The sequence below is a fragment of the Halomonas sp. HL-93 genome (assembly GCF_900086985.1).
Taxonomy (GTDB): Bacteria; Pseudomonadota; Gammaproteobacteria; order Pseudomonadales; family Halomonadaceae; genus Vreelandella.
The window spans coordinates 1,744,752-1,762,445 of sequence record NZ_LT593974.1; the positions used below are offsets into that span (position 1 = coordinate 1,744,752).

General features: G+C 56.1%; 14 protein-coding genes. 8 read left to right on the forward strand and 6 right to left on the reverse strand.

Annotation, left to right across the window (positions count from 1 at the left end; all coding sequences use genetic code 11):
• Window positions 1-41 precede the first annotated feature (41 nt).
• Window positions 42-3,491: a transcription-repair coupling factor gene (mfd, locus tag GA0071314_RS07995; protein WP_074396147.1), complete on the reverse strand. Its 3,450-nt coding sequence runs from the start codon at window positions 3,489-3,491 to the stop codon at window positions 42-44.
• A 199-nt stretch (window positions 3,492-3,690) separates the two neighbouring features.
• On the opposite strand from mfd, the gene GA0071314_RS08000 reads away from it, so the two are divergent.
• The 8 genes from GA0071314_RS08000 to nqrM all read left to right on the forward strand — a co-directional run bounded on the left by GA0071314_RS08000 (window position 3,691) and on the right by nqrM (window position 11,828).
• Window positions 3,691-5,154 carry a glyceraldehyde-3-phosphate dehydrogenase gene (locus tag GA0071314_RS08000; RefSeq protein ID WP_074396148.1) on the forward strand — a complete coding sequence of 488 codons (1,464 nt, stop codon included), beginning with the start codon at window positions 3,691-3,693 and terminating at the stop codon, window positions 5,152-5,154.
• A 298-nt stretch (window positions 5,155-5,452) separates the two neighbouring features.
• The gene (locus GA0071314_RS08005; protein WP_074396149.1) at window positions 5,453-6,802 is read left to right on the forward strand and encodes a Na(+)-translocating NADH-quinone reductase subunit A; all 1,350 of its coding nucleotides are present in this window, start codon (window positions 5,453-5,455) and stop codon (window positions 6,800-6,802) included.
• Window positions 6,802-8,028: an NADH:ubiquinone reductase (Na(+)-transporting) subunit B gene (locus GA0071314_RS08010; RefSeq protein WP_074396150.1), complete on the forward strand. Its 1,227-nt coding sequence runs from the start codon at window positions 6,802-6,804 to the stop codon at window positions 8,026-8,028. Before GA0071314_RS08005 ends, GA0071314_RS08010 begins: the two co-directional genes overlap by 1 nt.
• On the forward strand, window positions 8,028-8,849 hold the full coding sequence (locus GA0071314_RS08015) for a Na(+)-translocating NADH-quinone reductase subunit C (RefSeq protein WP_074396151.1): 822 nt from the start codon (window positions 8,028-8,030) through the stop codon (window positions 8,847-8,849). Before GA0071314_RS08010 ends, GA0071314_RS08015 begins: the two co-directional genes overlap by 1 nt.
• Window positions 8,850-8,851: 2 nt before the next feature.
• Entirely contained in the window at window positions 8,852-9,520 is a 669-nt protein-coding gene (locus GA0071314_RS08020; protein ID WP_074396152.1) for an NADH:ubiquinone reductase (Na(+)-transporting) subunit D, read from the forward strand.
• A gap of 1 nt (window position 9,521) precedes the next feature.
• Window positions 9,522-10,139, forward strand: a complete 618-nt coding sequence (gene nqrE / locus GA0071314_RS08025) for an NADH:ubiquinone reductase (Na(+)-transporting) subunit E (protein WP_074396153.1) — start codon at window positions 9,522-9,524, stop codon at window positions 10,137-10,139.
• A 73-nt stretch (window positions 10,140-10,212) separates the two neighbouring features.
• Window positions 10,213-11,445 carry an NADH:ubiquinone reductase (Na(+)-transporting) subunit F gene (gene nqrF, locus GA0071314_RS08030; protein ID WP_074396154.1) on the forward strand — a complete coding sequence of 411 codons (1,233 nt, stop codon included), beginning with the start codon at window positions 10,213-10,215 and terminating at the stop codon, window positions 11,443-11,445.
• A 128-nt stretch (window positions 11,446-11,573) separates the two neighbouring features.
• Window positions 11,574-11,828: a (Na+)-NQR maturation NqrM gene (gene nqrM / locus GA0071314_RS08035; RefSeq protein ID WP_074396155.1), complete on the forward strand. Its 255-nt coding sequence runs from the start codon at window positions 11,574-11,576 to the stop codon at window positions 11,826-11,828.
• 62 nt (window positions 11,829-11,890) lie between these two features.
• On the opposite strand, the gene GA0071314_RS08040 is transcribed toward nqrM, so the two are convergent.
• The 5 genes from GA0071314_RS08040 to leuS all read right to left on the reverse strand — a co-directional run bounded on the left by GA0071314_RS08040 (window position 11,891) and on the right by leuS (window position 17,557).
• On the reverse strand, window positions 11,891-12,835 hold the full coding sequence (locus GA0071314_RS08040) for a PA2778 family cysteine peptidase (RefSeq protein WP_074396156.1): 945 nt from the start codon (window positions 12,833-12,835) through the stop codon (window positions 11,891-11,893).
• A 3-nt stretch (window positions 12,836-12,838) separates the two neighbouring features.
• Window positions 12,839-13,237 (reverse strand): PA2779 family protein, encoded by a 399-nt coding sequence (locus GA0071314_RS08045; protein ID WP_074396157.1) that lies wholly within the window; start codon window positions 13,235-13,237, stop codon window positions 12,839-12,841.
• Window positions 13,238-13,416: 179 nt separating this feature from the next.
• Entirely contained in the window at window positions 13,417-14,484 is a 1,068-nt protein-coding gene (holA, locus tag GA0071314_RS08050) for a DNA polymerase III subunit delta (RefSeq protein ID WP_074396158.1), read from the reverse strand.
• Entirely contained in the window at window positions 14,481-14,975 is a 495-nt protein-coding gene (locus tag GA0071314_RS08055; protein ID WP_074396159.1) for an LPS-assembly lipoprotein LptE, read from the reverse strand. Before GA0071314_RS08055 ends, holA begins: the two co-directional genes overlap by 4 nt.
• The gene (gene leuS, locus GA0071314_RS08060) at window positions 14,972-17,557 is read right to left on the reverse strand and encodes a leucine--tRNA ligase (RefSeq protein ID WP_074396160.1); all 2,586 of its coding nucleotides are present in this window, start codon (window positions 17,555-17,557) and stop codon (window positions 14,972-14,974) included. Before leuS ends, GA0071314_RS08055 begins: the two co-directional genes overlap by 4 nt.
• Window positions 17,558-17,694: the final 137 nt, after the last annotated feature.

The window sequence follows — 17,694 nt, forward strand, 5'->3', positions numbered from 1 at the left end:
CTAACGCAGGCGATGGCAACAGGTGCAGTTTGCCGCAACCGTTACGCTGCCGCCACTTTTTGGTTGAGCGTGGTTAACAGTGACTCAATACATTCAAATCGCTGATCGATTTTTTCCATGGGAAATTCAAAGCGTAATGTATCGGAGCCGTCCAAACGGTAGTGCTGGGGTGACGTTTGAATGAGCGTCACTAACGTATAGGGGTCTACCTGAGTGTGGGCATCAAAGATAATGCGTCCGCGCTGCTCACCCGCTTCCAGTCGTTTAATGCCAAGCTGCTCGGCGCGATGGCGAAGCCGCGTTTGGCGTATCAAGTGCTTTAGCGGTGCAGGTAGAAGCCCAAAGCGATCAATCAGTTCAACCTGTAGTTCTTTAAGTTCGGCGTCGCTTTGCGTATTGGCGATCCGCTTGTACATGACCAGCCGCTGTTGTACATCATGGATGTAGTCATCGGGAATTAACGCAGGCAGATTAAGGCTGATTTCAACGCCGCTATCAAAGGGCGCGTCGATATTCGGGGTTTTGCCCGCGCGTATGGCTTTCACTGCGCGGTCGAGCATTTCCATATAAAGGGTATAGCCGATGGTTTCCATTTGACCGCTTTGCTCGTCACCCAGCAGCTCGCCCGCACCACGAATTTCCATATCGTGACTCGCCAGCGTAAAGCCCGCACCCAAATCATCCGAGGCGCTGATCGCTTCCAGACGTTTCACGGCATCCCGGGTCATGGCCTTGGGAGTAGGAGTCAGCAAATAGGCATAGGCTTGGTGGTGGCTGCGGCCTACGCGCCCACGAAGCTGGTGCAGCTGGGCCAAGCCAAACTTATCGGCCCGCTCGATGATAATCGTATTGGCGCTGGGCACATCGATGCCCGTCTCAATAATGGTTGAGCAGACCAGGACGTTAAAGCGGCGATGGTAAAAGTCGGACATTACGCGCTCTAGACTGCGCTCGGGTAGCTGGCCGTGGGCGACCGCCACGCGTGCTTCCGGAACCAAGGAGCGAATGCGCTCGGCGGCATTCTCGATGGTCTTGACTTCGTTATGTAGAAAATAAACTTGGCCGCCGCGTAAAATCTCGCGCAACAGAGCTTCTTTAATAACGCCGTCCTGGTGCTGCTGGACAAAGGTTTTGACTGAGAGGCGTCGCGCCGGTGGCGTGGCGATGATCGATAGATCACGGATGCCGCTCATCGCCATGTTAAGGGTCCGCGGGATCGGTGTGGCCGTCAGCGTAAGGATGTCGACTTCAGCGCGTAAGGTTTTGAGTTTCTCTTTCTGAGAAACACCAAAGCGGTGTTCCTCATCGATAATCAATAAACCCATTTTAGGTAGTTCAACGCTGTTGGCGAGCAGCTTATGCGTGCCAATGACGATGTCGGTTTGGCCGTTTTTGATGCTTTCCAGCGTTTTGCTCATCTCTTTGCCATGCGTAAAGCGCGAGATAAGGCCGATATTGACCGCAGTGTCGGCAAAGCGGTCACGGAAATTCTCAAAGTGTTGGCGGGCCAGCAGGGTGGTGGGCACCAGCACCACCACTTGGCGGCCCGATTGAACGGCAAGAAAGGCCGCGCGCATGGCCACTTCGGTTTTACCGAAGCCAACGTCGCCACATACCACGCGGTCCATGGGTTGTGGCGAGGTCATGTCGCTAATCACAGCCTCAATAGCGGCTTGCTGATCGGGGGTTTCTTCAAATGGAAAGCTCCCTGCGAATCGCGCGTATTCATCGCTTGGCGCTTCGTAGACTACGCCCTCTTGGGCTTCGCGACGGGCATAGATATCGAGCAATTCCGCGGCGGTGTCGCGAATTTTCTCGGCGGCTTTTTTGCGCGCTTTTTCCCACTGGTCAGAGCCTAATCTATGCAGTGGAGCCAGCTCGTCGTCGGCGCCGCTGTAGCGTGAAATCAGGTGGAGGCTATCCACCGGCACGTAAAGCTTGGCGCCGTCGGCATATTCCAGCGCCAGAAACTCATTGGCCTGGCCGCCGGCCTCCAGCGCTTCAAGGCCAATGTAGCGGCCCACACCATGGGCTTGATGCACCACCGGGGAGCCGCGGCGCAATTCTGAAAGGTGGCGAACGGCAAACTCATTATCGTCGGTTGCCTTTTCCCGGCGCCGGCTTTGGCGTACCACATCGCCGAAAAGCTCCGTTTCACTGATCACCGCAAGCGATGGGTCGGTCAGCCAGAGACCACTGTCGATCAGCCCTTCAGTAATGGCGATGGGCTGGTCACCGGCGAGAAACGCTTGAAAGCCGTCGACATGCGGCAGTTTCAGCGAAAGCGGTGCTAACACTTCTTCCAGAGCTTCCCGCCGGCCGCGTGACTCAGCCACCAGTAGCACGCGGGAAGCGTCCTCGCGCTCAAGAAAGTCGGTCAGCTCGCCGAGCGGGCGTTTGGCGCGAGGATTAACCGCCACGGGGGGGAGGGCCTGGGCCTTGGGGGTTAGCGCATGGCGCTGCTCAAGGTCGTCGGTAAGCTCCACCCTCGGGCGCTGTTTGATCGCTGCGAACACGTCGCTGACGGGGGAAAAGGCGCGGTGCGGCGGCAATAGTGGCCGCGTGGGGTCAACGCCCAGGTTAGCGTAACGGCTTTCAATCGCCTGCCAGTGCTGTTCGGCCGCCTGATAGACCTCGGGCAGCAACGCGACCCGTGTATCTTGGGTCAAGTGGTCAAACAGTGACGCCGTTTGCTCGAAAAATAGCGGTAAATAATGTTCAAGCCCAGGTGAAGGAATGCCTTTGAGGGCATCGTTGTACAGCGGGCATTGGCGCGGGTCGACATCAAAAAGCGTCTCAAATTGTTCTCTAAAGCAAGCGATCGACGAGCGACTGAGCGAATATTCGTGGGCCGGCAGCAGCTCGATCCTGTCGAGCTTGTCGGTTGAGCGTTGGTTGCCAGGGTCAAAGTGGCGCAGGGTATCGATCTCATCATCGAACAAGTCGATCCGTATGGGCGCGTTCATCCCCATAGCAAACAAGTCAATCAATGCGCCGCGCATGGCATATTCGCCAGGTTCGTAAACGGTTTCCACCGCCCGGTAACCTGCCCTGGAAAGCGCTTCGCGAAACGGCTCGCGGTCGAGCTTGTCGCCGACGTTCAGCGTCAGGACGCGCCCGGCAATGTAATCAACCGGCGGCAAGCGCTGCATCAGTGTGTTGATGGGGACCAGTACAAGTCCTCGTACGCCGTCCTGCAATTGCCTCAACGTGCGCAGACGCGCTGAGACAATATCCTGGTGCGGCGAAAAACTGTCGTAGGGCAGCGTTTCCCAGTCGGGGAAGGGCAACACTGGCACATCGCTATAAAACGACAGGTCTTGCTCCAGGCGCTGGGCGCTTGCCGTGCTTGGGGTAATTACCAGCAGAGGGGCGTCGGCCGCAAGGCGAGCTAGGGCTAACGCCGACGCGCTACCGGGTGGCGATGTCCAATAAAGTGTATCGCGCGCCCCTTGGGGCTGGGGCGGAGCAAGTAGAGAAAACGTGGGCATAGTAAGCAAGTCGTTCTGCGCTGAAAACGGAACCTAGATCATACACGATCAACGCTTTTAGGCAGAACCGACCGGCTTGTAGTCAATAGGCCGTTTGTGTAATCCCCCTACATCGTCTGCGACTATCCAGGCATTGCGGCCCTTTACGTGGCTACGGATAATACCCTTGAAAATTATTCATTACTTAATGAGGCCGCACGTGAGTCAGCAAACGCTCGATAACGTTTTTCAAGAATGGCAAAGCAACGAAGCTCTGGCGGAGCAGATGATTCCTTTGATTGGCCGTCTGTATCGTCAGCACAATGTTGTGGCGACCATGTACGGGCGTTCGTTGATCAATCAGTCGGTCATTCGCATCCTCAAAGATCACCGGTTTGTGCGCAAAATCGAAGGTACCGAGCTATCGGTTGAAGATACCTATCCGATTGTCAAAACGCTGTGTGAGCTTAACCTTGGGCCTGCCCATGTGGATGTCGGTAAGCTTGCAGTGATGCTGAAACGCCAGGGTGGTGGCAACGTTGAGGCGTTCCTGCGCAAAGAGCTCCACCACATTGTTGATGGCTACCAGCCAGGCGCCAGTAAGGGTGAGCCAAAAGATGTAGTGCTATACGGGTTTGGCCGCATCGGTCGTTTGTTGGCGCGCGTATTGGTAGAAAAAGCCGGTGGCGGCAATCTGCTACAGCTGCGGGCAATTGTGGTGCGTGGGCGCGGTGATGTAGCGAAAGACCTGGAAAAGCGTGCCAGCCTACTGCGCCGCGATTCGGTTCACGGGCCTTTTGACGGCACCATCATCGTTGATGTTGAGGCGCGCACCCTGACGGTCAACGGCAATGTGGTTCAGGTGATTTACGCCGATAACCCCAGTGATATCGATTACACCGATTACGGCATCAATAATGCGGTTATCGTTGATAACACCGGCATTTGGCGCGATGAGGCGGGGCTGGGGCAACACGTCGCATGTCCGGGAGCTTCTAAAGCACTGCTGACCGCGCCGGGTAAAGGCGATATCAAGAACATCGTGTATGGCATCAATCATGAGTCGATTACCGAGCAGGATCGCATTGTATCGGCGGCGTCTTGCACCACGAATGCGATCGTACCTGTGCTCAAAGCGCTCAACGATGAGTACGGTGTCGTTACCGGCCACGTGGAAACCGTGCACGCCTATACCAATGACCAGAACCTGATCGACAACTACCATAAAGGCGATCGACGTGGCCGCAGTGCGGCGCTCAACATGGTGTTGACGGAAACTGGTGCCGCCAAAGCCGTGGCGAAAGCCCTGCCGGAGCTTGAAGGCAAGCTGACGGGCAATGCGATCCGTGTGCCCATTCCCAACGTGTCCATGGCGATCTTGAACCTGACGCTTGATAAAACCACCGATGCCGAGGCGTTAAATGACTACTTACGCCGGATGTCGATCGATTCAGCTTACCAAAAGCAAATCGACTTCGTGGACTCGCCTGAAGTCGTATCGTCTGATTTCGTGGGTAACCGACACGCCGGCATTGTGGATGCCAAAGCCACGATAGCCAACGGCCACCATGCGGTCGTATACGTTTGGTATGACAATGAATTTGGTTACAGCTGCCAAGTGATTCGTATTCTCCAGCAAATGTCGAACGTCAGCTTTTTGAAGCTACCTGCCCAAGTGAGTTAGTACGATAATTATGATTGATTATCATTAACTGATAAACGCCACCCATGGGTGGCGTTTTTGTCGTTAGTTTCAATAAAAAATCTTGAAATGAGAGCGTCTATAGCACTTTTGGCGATACCAGTTGATGTGGTCATTAGGCTCGCTTGTCTTTATAATACGGTAGATTTTTCGGGGTGGTTCAAGCACTGCTTGGGCCTGACTGGTAACAATCTGAACAGAAAACAACAATTCACTGAGCAGAAAATAAGCATTCGAACCCCTTACCTTCGTATATCCGATCCATCAACTGGGCGAGACTATGATCGAAGTCAAAAAAGGCCTGGATCTCCCCATCACGGGAGCGCCCGAGCAGCGTATTGAAGATGCGCGTCCTGTGCGCCACGTGGCAATCCTGGGTACTGACTACGTTGGCATGAAGCCGACAATGGAAGTTCAGGAAGGGGATAAGGTCAAACTGGGCCAGCTGCTCTTTACCGACAAAAAAACTGACGGCGTGCGTTTTACGGCACCCGCAGCCGGTGAAGTGCTCGCAATAAACCGTGGCGAAAAGCGTCGTTTACTATCTGTCGTAATCAAAGTTGACGAGCAGGAGGAGGGCGTTAGTTTTACATCGCACGAACGCGCCTCGTTAGGCCAGCTTGACCGTCAGGTCGTGGTCGATCAATTGGTAGAGTCTGGACTTTGGACGGCGTTGCGCACGCGTCCTTTTTCGCGGACGCCCGCGATTGATAGCATGCCAGCCGATATCTTTGTCACCGCAGTGGATACCCACCCGCTAAGCGCTGATCCTGCGCTGATTATCAATGAAAATACCCAGGCATTTGAAGACGGCCTCAAGGTGCTAACTCGCCTGACCGAGGGCAACGTTTTTCTGTGCACGGGCGCTAACGCCTCTATTCCTGGCAGCGATGTAGAGGGCGTTACAACCGAGAGCTTTGCGGGGCCGCATCCTGCCGGCTTGGTCGGTACGCATATTCACTACCTGTCGCCGGTCGCCTTGCACAAAAAGGTATGGCACATTGGCTATCAGGACGTCATCGCTTTTGGCAAGTTGTTTGCTGAGGGCAAGCTGGATATGAGCCGTGTGGTCGCGATCGGCGGTCCACGTGCCGAGAATCCACGCCTGGTACGCACCCGCGTAGGGGCTAGCACCGATGAACTCCTGGCGGGCGATGTAATCCAACCCGAGGACACCCGTGTTATTTCTGGATCGATCTTCTCAGGCTTTTCCGCTGAAGGGAAGTTGACGTACCTGGGTCGTTTTGACAATCAAATCAGCTTACTTGAAGAGGGCAATAAGCGCTCCTTCATGGGCTGGTTGTCGCCGGGCGCCAACCGCCATTCCGTGCTGGGTATTTATATTTCTAAACTTAAAGGCCTGAGCAACTACGCCCCTACCACGTCGACGAACGGGTCGGAGCGTGCCATGGTGCCAATCGGCGTTTATGAAACCGTGATGCCGCTGGACATCATGCCAACGCAATTGTTGCGTTCGCTGATCGTGGGCGACATTGAGGTTGCCATGCAGCTGGGGTGTTTGGAGCTGGATGAAGAGGACCTTGCACTGTGTACCTATGTTTGCCCTGGCAAATATGAGTACGGTCCCATTCTGCGTGACAATCTCACCATGATCGAGAAAGAGGCCTGATGATGGGTATTCGACAGACACTCGATAACATCGAGCCGCACTTCCATAAAGGTGGTAAATACGAAAAGTTTTACCCGCTTTATGAAGCCGTAGACACTATTTTCTACTCGCCACCGACGGTAGCCAAAACCACCGCTCACGTGCGCGATGGTATCGACCTTAAGCGCATCATGATCACCGTCTGGATGTGTACCTTCCCGGCGATGTTCTTCGGTATGTGGAACGCTGGCTGGCAAGCCAATACAGCCATCGACGCTGGCTATTCCTCTATGGATGGCTGGCGCGAAGCGATAATGATGACGGTCGCGTCCGGGCATGATCCCAGCAGTCTGTGGGCCAACTTTGTATTGGGTGCGACCTACTTCCTGCCCATCTATCTGGTCACTTTTGTGGTCGGGGGCTTTTGGGAAGTGCTGTTCGCCATCAAGCGCGGTCACGAGGTTAACGAAGGCTTCTTCGTAACATCCGTGTTGTTTGCCTTGGTATTACCCGCAACTATCCCGCTTTGGCAGGTGGCGCTGGGCATTACCTTCGGTGTCGTGATCGGTAAGGAGATATTTGGTGGTACGGGTAAAAACTTCCTTAACCCGGCACTTACCGGGCGGGCCTTTTTATACTTTGCTTATCCGGCGCAAATCTCCGGCGACGCTATTTGGGTAGCGGCTGACGGCTACACGGGTGCCACGGCACTGTCGCTGGCTTTCCAGGAAGGCATGAGCTCACTAACCGACACTTACAGCTGGTGGGACGCCTTCCTTGGCTTTATCCCCGGTTCCGTAGGTGAAGTGTCGACGCTGGCGATCTTCATTGGGGCCGCTGTTCTGCTGTGGACGCGTATCGCCTCGTGGCGAATCATGCTGGGTGTTTTCCTTGGTATGGTGGTGACGAGCACACTGTTCAATCTGATGGGCTCGGAAACCAATCCGATGTTTGCCATGCCGTGGTACTGGCATCTGGTCATCGGTGGCTTTGCATTTGGCATGGTATTTATGGCAACCGATCCGGTATCCGCCTCAATGACCAACCAAGGGCGTTTGCTGTTTGGCGCGCTGATCGGTGTCATGACGGTGCTGATCCGCGTGGTCAACCCGGCCTTCCCGGAAGGGATCATGCTGGCGATTCTCTTCGCTAACCTGTTTGCGCCGCTGATCGACCATTTCTTTGTCCAGGCCAATATCAAACGCCGCCTCAAGCGCACAGGCGTACCGGCCGAGGAGGCAGCCTAATGGCAAAAAGTAATAACTCGATAAAGAACGTATTAATTGTCGCGTTCGCGCTGTGTATCGTGTGTTCCGTGATTGTGTCTACCGCTGCCGTGGCGCTGCGCCCGGCGCAGCAGCTCAATCAGGAGCTTGATCGCAAAACCAATATTCTGAACGTTGCCAAGCTCTACGAGCCGGGCATGGACGTAGAAGAGGTGTTCAGCGAGGAAATCACCGCTCGGGTTGTGAACATGGAGAGCGGTGAGTATACCGACGAGTTTGACGCGGATTCCTTCGATCAGATCGAAGCCTCGCGTGACCCGGCCACCGGCCGTACGCTGTCGGGCGACCAGGACATCGCAGGCCTATCACGGGTGGAAGATTACGCCACCGTGTATCTGGTTGGCGACCCTGATGACCCCGAACAGATCGTGCTGCCCATGCGCGGCCAAGGGCTTTGGGGCCTGATGAGCGGCTTTTTGGCCGTGGAAGGTGACGGTAATACGATTGTCAGTATCACCTACTACGAGCACAGCGAAACGCCGGGTCTGGGTGCTGAAGTCAACAACCCGCGTTGGCAGTCGCAGTGGGAAGGCAAGGAAATCTACGACGAAGAGGGCGACCTCATGCCGGAGATTCACTTGACCAAAGGCGGTGCCAGTGATGAGCATGAAGTCGACGCGCTGTCCGGTGCTACCTTGACCAGTAATGGCGTCACTAACATGCTGCAATTCTGGTTCAGTGAAGAAGGGTTCGGAACGTATTTAACCAAGTTCCGCAGCGGAACCGATACGGATGACGCTGAAGACGCCGACACCGACTTCCAAGATTCGGAGGGAGCTTAATCATGGCGGATGCAAATGCGAAAAGCGTTCTGGTAAGCCCGATTTTTCAGAACAACCCAATCGCCCTGCAGATTCTTGGAATTTGCTCGGCGCTGGCGGTCACCACCAGCATGAGCGTTTCGCTCGTTATGGCGCTGGCGGTAATTTTTGTGACCTCACTTTCCAGCTTCTTCGTGTCGCTGATTCGAAATCGAATTCCTTCATCGATCCGTATTATCGTGCAAATGACGATTATCGCCTCGCTGGTAATCGTGGTGGACCAGATTCTCAAGGCGTACGCCTTTGAGATGTCCAAGCAGCTGTCGGTATTCGTGGGCCTGATCATTACCAACTGTATCGTCATGGGGCGCGCGGAAGGCTTTGCCATGTCCAATACGCCTGGCATGTCATTTCTTGATGGCATTGGTAACGGGCTGGGCTATGGCTTTGTGCTGATGGTCGTGGGCTTTTTCCGCGAACTGTTGGGTGCGGGCAGCGTGTTTGGCTTTACCATCTTGCCAACCATTCAGGATGGCGGCTGGTACGTACCCAATGGCTTGCTGCTGCTACCGCCTTCGGCGTTCTTTATCATCGGTCTGATGATCTGGGTGTTGCGCTCGGTTAGCCCAGAGCAGGTTGAAGAGAACGAGTTCAAGATGAAGGAAAATACTCAGCCGAAGGAGGCCGTGTAACATGGAACACTATCTAAGCCTTTTTGTTGCTTCGGTCTTCGTTGAGAACATGGCGCTGGCCTTCTTCTTGGGCATGTGTACCTTTTTGGCCGTTTCCAAGAAGGTCTCTTCAGCCATTGGCCTGGGTATTGCGGTTATCGTGGTGCTTACCGTCACGGTGCCGGTTAACAACCTGGTGTTTACCTATCTGCTGCAAGAAGGTGCCTTAACCTGGACGGGCATTAACGGCGCGGAAAACATCGACCTGTCGTTTTTGGGCCTGTTGAGCTATATCGGCGTAATTGCCGCCCTCGTTCAGATCATGGAAATGTTTTTGGACAAGTATGTGCCGTCGCTGTACAACGCTTTGGGGGTTTTCCTGCCGCTGATTACTGTGAACTGTGCCATTTTAGGCGGCGTACTGTTCATGGTTGAGCGTAACTACAACTTTGGCGAGTCGGTGGTATACGGTTTTGGCGCAGGCACCGGCTGGGCGCTGGCCATTGCGGCGCTGGCGGGCATTCGTGAAAAGCTCAAGTACAGCGATGTACCGGCCGGTTTGCAGGGCCTGGGGATCACCTTTATTACCGTAGGGCTGATGTCGCTGGGCTTTATGTCCTTCTCAGGCATTCAGCTTTAATCGGAGCCGGTTTTTCCCGGCGGTGCGTTGGCACGGCCGGGTTACAGAAAACCCTCAGCAATAGGAAACCGATATGGTTGATACAACTATCATCTTGCTCGGTGTTGTCATGTTTACGGTCATCGTTCTTAGCTTAACGGCGATCATTCTGGCAGCGCGCAGCAAGCTTGTGAGTAGTGGGGATGTGACCATAGAGGTCAATGAAGACCCCGAGCATACCTTGAAGACCCAGGCCGGCGGCAAACTACTGAACACCCTGGCGGCCAACGGTATCTTCCTTTCATCGGCATGTGGCGGCGGCGGTTCCTGCGCCCAGTGTAAATGTCGGGTGGAAGAGGGCGGTGGCTCGATCCTGCCCACAGAAGAATCGCACTTCACCATGCGCGAAAAGAAAGAAGGTTGGCGCCTTTCATGCCAGGTACCTGTCAAGCAGGACATGAAGATTGAAGTGCCTGAAGAAGTGTTTGGCGTCAAGAAGTGGGAATGCGAGGTCATCGACAATCCCAACGTCGCCACCTTCATTAAAGAGTTGAACCTCAAGCTGCCAGAAGGCGAAGAAGTGGCCTTCCGCGCCGGTGGTTATGTGCAACTCGTGGCACCGCCGTACGATATTAAATTCTCCGATTTTGATATCGAAGAAGAGTACCGTGCCGACTGGGAAAAGTTTGGCCTGTTCGACATTTCCCACAAGAACAATGAGGAAATCATTCGCGCTTATTCAATGGCGAATTACCCGGACGAGAAGGGTATCCTCAAATTCAACATTCGTATTGCAACACCGCCTCCGGGCACAAGCCATCCGCCTGGGTTGATGTCCACTTATGTCTTCAATCTGAAGGCGGGTGACAAAGTGACCGTGATGGGGCCGTTTGGTGAGTTCTTCGCTAAAGACTCAGACGCCGAAATGATCTTTATCGGTGGCGGGGCCGGCATGGCACCAATGCGTAGTCATATTTTCGACCAGCTGAAGCGGCTGAAGTCGGACCGTAAAATCTCGTTCTGGTACGGTGCGCGCTCATGGCGTGAAACCTTCTACAATGAAGAATACGATCAGTTAGCTGAAGAATTCCCGAACTTCGAGTGGCACCTGGCATTGTCCGACCCGCTGCCCGAAGATAACTGGGAAGGGCCAACTGGCTTCATTCACAATGTACTCTACGAAAACTATCTTAAGGATCACCCCGCGCCTGAGGATTGTGAGTACTATATGTGTGGGCCGCCCATGATGAATGCCTCGGTCATCAAGCTACTGCTTGATCTGGGGGTTGAACCGGAAAATATCCTGTTGGATGATTTCGGCGGATAACGACCCACTTTCGGGACGTTTCGGGGCTAGCCAATGGCTGGCCTCGTTTATTTTCACGTCACGGATTTAAGGCACTAACTAGGCTGGTTACTGTCTATGGGGTAGCCCCATCGTAAGAGGAGGTAATTATGGCCACTTGGCTACTTGTTTTCGGGTTTATGGCACTGGTCATGACCGTCATGGCCGTTGGCGTCATCATGGGTCGTAAACCCATTGCTGGCTCTTGTGGCGGCTTGAATCAAATCGGTATGAAAGACGGCTGCGATATTTGCGGCGGTAAAGACGAGGTCTGCGAAGAAGAAAACCGCAAGCGTGGCAGTGCACGTCGCCGTAGCGATGAAAGTCGTGGCGCTGACCTAGGCTACAACGCTTCCCGTCGCTAATCCGCGACTTCCAGACTGTTCGTTTTTTTCAAAACGCCGTGGCTTAGCCACGGCGTTTTCAGTTAATCTTCCAGTTGATTTTCCAACACCTCCTGAGCACGCGCCTGCCAGCTACCTTCGATGGAGGCCGCTTTATCAAGTGCCTCTCTGGCCGCTTCCGGCTGGTCGTTCTGCAACTGCAATAGCCCGATATTCAGCCACGCCGCGCCCATTTGCGGGTCTCGCTCAGTGGCCGCTTGAAAGGCATGGAGCGCCTTTTCCGGCTGTTGATCGGCGTAATACGCATTACCCAGTGCAAATTGGGCAACCGCATTGTCGGGATAACGCTCGACCATCGCCTGCCAGCTGCTTAACGCTGCCTCGGGACCATGTGCTTCTTCGTAAGCACTGATCGCATTAACCGCGTTACGGGCGGTGATGCCCTCGGGAAGGGTGCCCGGTTTGGCCACCACAAAGCCCCAGCGGTCGGTTCGTGCCCAGGTCGCATCAAAGCGGCTGAAAGACATCGTGTGTCGCTCGATTTCACCGCTGTGCAGCGTCAGGGTTTCGTCATCCAAATCGTAGCCAATTGCCACCGCGTAATGCCACATGGGATACACCGGAAGCGACAGGTTCTGCATGACGACGACCGGATCACCGGCGGCTAAGTGCGCTAGCAGATCGTCGAGGCTGCCACGAATAGGAAAGGCAAGCCGCTCGTGGCGTCGCACGGTGGCCAGCATTTCCGGCTGTACGCTGCCTTCGCGGTCAGGAATAAACACCTGGGGGATCAGCGTCTCAACGTCCGTATCGACACCCTGGTGGTTCAGTACCATGGCCAGGGCCGCAGGGCCACACTGGTATTCGGTTTGAGCGTAAAAGGGAACGTCGCTCAGTTCGCTTTGGCGGGGCAGGCGCTGTTCTGTGCTATCGCGTAGCTGAGGGGCGCTAGCGCAAGCCGTCAGTAACAACACTAGGACGAAAACGCCCGCTAAGCGGGCGTTGTGAAGTTGATGAACAGAGATCATGGATTAGCGCGTAAACGGATAAACGTCGGTCAGGCCGAGAATATCGGTCACCAGTAGAATCACGAATACCGCAAACAGGGCACCGATCACCCCTGCGCCAGCGGGCAGTTCTTCGAGCTGGTTGGCCATTTCTTGCGCTTCGGCATCGCTTAACGCTGCCACTCGAGCGTCTACTTCATCCAGGTCAACGCCTTGCTCGACCAGTGCATCCTGAATGTCGGCGCGGTTGAGTAGCTGATGAATGCGTTCGCGATCAGCCTGCCCGCTATCGTTGGCGAGTACCGATTGCGTACTGACAAGGTCCGTTGAGGGTGATGCAGCCGGGGCGGCGGCGGCGGGTAGGCTGGTAATGACCAGTGCGGTAATCAGCAGCGTCGAGAGGTAGGCACGTAATTTCTTCATCGTCTTGATCCTTAGACATATTTATAGGGATGGGCCAAGCACATAGGGCTTGAATAAAGAGTATAGGAATAATTGAGTATTTTTTTAAGCTAGGTATACCGTTGGGTACCGAGAATTCACGGTTATTGCTTATTCCTAACCTGGGGGTAATGGGGAAAGCTGTCGTTGACTTGTCGCGCTTAAAAGCTGGGCGCAACGCGATAGGTCCAGGCGGCTTCGGCAAGCAGGCCCCGAGCACCGGCCATGGTCATCGCCAGGTCGTGTAACCCTGGCCATAAAGGAACCGGCGAGGCGCCTTTCACGGCGAGATCCAAGCGCTGAGCCATGAGCAGCAGTTTGTGCAAACGCTTCATAGGCAGACGCTGAATGGCCTTTTGATAACCTGGACGGCGCTTATCAAAGATCATCGGTTTTTGTGCTTTGCAGGCGTGTTCAAAGCTCTGACCTTGGTCCAGGTGTTGATGAAGCGACAGCAGCGTACGCAGCTCCCGGGTTAACGCCCATAGGACAATAGGGGCTTCCACGCCCTCGCCACGTAGCCCGGTAATAATCCGTGAAACGCGACTGGGTTCACCTTTCAAACAGGCGTCGGCCAGGGTGAAGACATCAAAGCGGGTGCTGTCTTCCACGCCCTGGGCGATGCTTTCTGCGTTTAGCCGTGCGCCCTGGGGGTGAATGAGGGCCAGCTTCTGCATCGCCTGGTCGGCGGCCAGCAGGTTGCCTTCGGTACGCTCACCCAGTAGGCGAGCGGCGTCCAGGTCAATCTGCAAGCCGTGCAGCGAGGCACGGTCGCGTAGAAAATAGCCCAGCCGCGAGACATCAACCGGCCATACCGGGACAAACAGACCATGTTTATCGAGCGCCTTGAACCAGGCGCTTTTTTGCTGCTTGGCATCTAGCTTGCCCATGCTGATCAGCAGCAGGTCGTCGTTATTGTCCAGATGTTGGGCGTACTCAGTGAGCGCTTTGCTGCCTTCCTGCCCCAGCTTGTGGTTGCCCAGGCGAAGTTCGAGCAGTTTGTTGGTGGCGAACAGCGAGAGATTGCTGGCGACTTCAAGCAGCCGCCCCCAGGCAAAGTTAGGTTCAACGTCCAATACCTCGCGCTCTTCAATGCCCGCCTGGCGGGCGGCGGCTCTCACCGCGTCGCAGGCGTCGCGGTGCTGCAAGGGCTCTTCGCCCGCCACAATCACGACCTTGGGCAGCGATTTGGTCAGTGCCGCGGGGAGTTGATCGGCGAAGACTTTCACGAGGCGTTATTCAGTGCGCTGAGACGTTCGATAATACGCTCTGCCAACTCTCTGTTGAGTGACTGCTCAGCGTCACTGAACAGCGTTTCGCGGTTGAGCAGGTCATCGTCGTTTACGCGTATGCGCGTGCTTACCGACAGCGTCTCGTCGTTGAGCAGGTAGGCATTGTCATCCAGCCGCTGAACCGACACCGTGCTGCTCAACGTCAGTTCATGGTCACGGGTCGCGCGCCCTTCGCCGCCCAGGCGCCGTTCGTCCAGGTTGGGCGACCCCAGCGTGACGCGCCATTGCGCATTATCACCGCCGGTGTTGCCCTGGCGTTCCAGCCGCGTCGCTAGCTCGCGGGCCATGTCGCTTTGGGTATCACCCTCTAGGGTCAACGGCGGCAGGTTCGGCATCGAGCCGGTGCCGCGTAGACGAAAACCGCAGGCACTCAGGAGCAGGGCCGCTGAGGCGGCCATGCTGGTGGCTAAGAAAGTCCGTCGATTCATCCGCTCACCACTATGTTAACCAGCTTGCCCGGCACGACGATGACTTTACGCACCGTTTTGTCTTCCAGGTGACGCTGGACGTTCTCATTTTCCATCGCTAATTGCTCGATGGCTGCTTTTTCAGCGCTGGCCGGGGCTTCCAGGCGGGCGCGCAATTTACCGTTGACCTGCACCACCAGTTCAATGGTGTCGCGGGTCAGTGCTGCTTCATCGACCGTGGGCAACGGCGTTTCAATCGCCGGAGTCGAATGGCCGAGCTGCTGCCACAGGCGATGGCACACGTGTGGGGTAATCGGTGCCAGCAGCAACACACAGGCTTCAAGAGCTTCGCGGCTTACCGCCAGCCCCTCAGCGGAGTCGTCATCAAAGCGGGCCAGGGCGTTGGAAAGCTCCATTACCGCGGCAATCGCTGTGTTGAAGGTTGTCCGGCGGCCGATATCGTCACTGGCCTTCTTGATCGTTTCATGGGTTTTGCGGCGCAGGGTTTTTTGGTCGTCATTGAGCGCGGCAACATCCAGAGCGCCGGGTGTTCCGGCTTCCAGATGCTCGTGGACTTGGCGCCACAGGCGCTTGAGGAAGCGGTGGGCGCCTTCCACGCCAGAATCCGACCATTCCAACGACTGCTCCGGCGGGGCTGCGAACATCATGAACAGGCGCACGGTGTCGGCGCCGAACTTGTCGATCATCGACTGCGGGTCAACGCCATTGTTTTTCGACTTGGACATCTTCTCGATGCCGCCCATTTCCACCGGCTGGCCGTCGCTCATCAGGATCGCACTCAGCGGGCGGCCCTTCTCGTCGCGCTTGACTTCCACGTCGGCGGGGTTGAACCACTGCTTGCCGCCGTTATCGGTGGGGCGGTAGTAGGTTTCGGCGATCACCATGCCCTGGGTCAGCAGCTGCTGGAACGGCTCGTCGGAATCCACCAGACCGAAATCGCGCATCAACTTATGGAAGAAACGTGCGTAAAGCAGGTGCAGGATGGCGTGCTCGATACCGCCGATATACAGATCCACCGGCAGCCAGTAGTTGGCGCGCTCATCGAGCATCGCTTCATGGTTGTCGGCGCAGCAGAAGCGCGCGAAGTACCAGGAAGACTCCATGAAGGTGTCGAAGGTGTCGGTTTCGCGGGTCCAGCCGTCGCCCAGATCGGAAAATGCCGGCATCTTCTTGAGCGGCGAGCCCGAGGCATCGACGGTGACTTCCATGGGCAGCTCGACCGGCAGTTCGTCGTCGGTGAGCGGAACCGTCTGGCCTTCGGGGCCGTATTTGACCGGAATCGGCGCGCCCCAGTAGCGCTGTCGGGCCACGCCCCAGTCGCGCAGGCGGTAGTTGGTTTTCACTTCACCGCGCCCCAGCTTGGCAAGCTTGGCGGCAATGGCGTCAAACCCGGCGGCAAAGTCCAGACCATCGAACTCGTCCGAGTTAATCAGCGTGCCGTGTTCGGCGTACGCGCCTTGGGACAGATCCGGCGTGTTGCCGTTTTCATCGGCGATGACCGGCTTGATCTCGATGTCGTACTTGGTGGCAAACTCCCAGTCGCGCTGGTCGTGGGCGGGCACGGCCATCACAGCCCCGGTGCCAAATTCCATGAGCACGAAGTTGGCCACAAATACAGGCACTTCATCGCCGGTGAGCGGATGAATTGCGCGGTGCCCGGTCGGCAGGCCTTTTTTCTCCTTGGTCGCCATTTCGGCTTCCGAGGTGCCGCCCCGGGCGCATTCTTCGCGGAAGGCTTGCAGCTCAGCGTTGCCTTCGGCGGCCTGTTTGGCGAGCGGGTGGTCCGCCGCGACGGCCATGTAGGTAACGCCGAACAGCGTATCCGGGCGCGTGGTGTAAACCGAAAGCGGCTCGCCGCTCGAGCCGTCGGGGGCCTTGATGTCGAAAGACAACTCGACGCCCTGGGACTTGCCGATCCAGTTGCGCTGCATGGTCTTGACCTGCTCGGGCCACTCGACATTGTCGAGGTCCGAAAGCAGCTCATCGGCGTAGTCGGTGATTTTCAGGAACCACAGCGGGATTTCCTTGCGCTCGACCAGCGCGCCGGAACGCCAGCCACGGCCGTCAATCACCTGCTCGTTGGCCAGTACGGTCTGGTCGACCGGGTCCCAGTTGACCGTCGACATCTTCTTGTACACCAGGCCCTTTTCCACCAACTTGGTGAAGAACCACTGCTCCCAGCGATAGTAGCTGGCGTCGCAGGTGGCGAACTCACGGTTCCAGTCGTAGGCAAAACCGAGCGCCTTCAGCTGGTTACGCATGTAGTCGATGTTCTGGTAGGTCCACTTGGCGGGCGGTACCTGGTTCTGGATCGCGGCGTTTTCCGCCGGCATGCCGAACGCGTCCCAGCCCATGGGCTGCATGACATTCTTGCCCTGCATACGCTGGAAGCGGGACACCACGTCGCCGATAGTGTAGTTACGCACGTGACCCATGTGCAGCTTGCCGCTGGGGTAGGGGAACATCGACAGGCAGTAGAACTTTTCGCGGTTGGCGTCCTCTACCGCTTTAAAGCACTGATGTTGATCCCAATATTGCTGGGCGTCACGTTCGATTTCACGAGGGCTGTATTGTGCGTCCATCGGTTTTTTAAAGGCCTTGGCGTATCGCCCAACTGGGGCGCAAAGTGAATGATAGATGACGACTGTCAGATAAGTGGCGTCGATTGTATCCTATGCAGGTGTATCCTTGAACGGCTAGCCGATGATAGGCCACACCC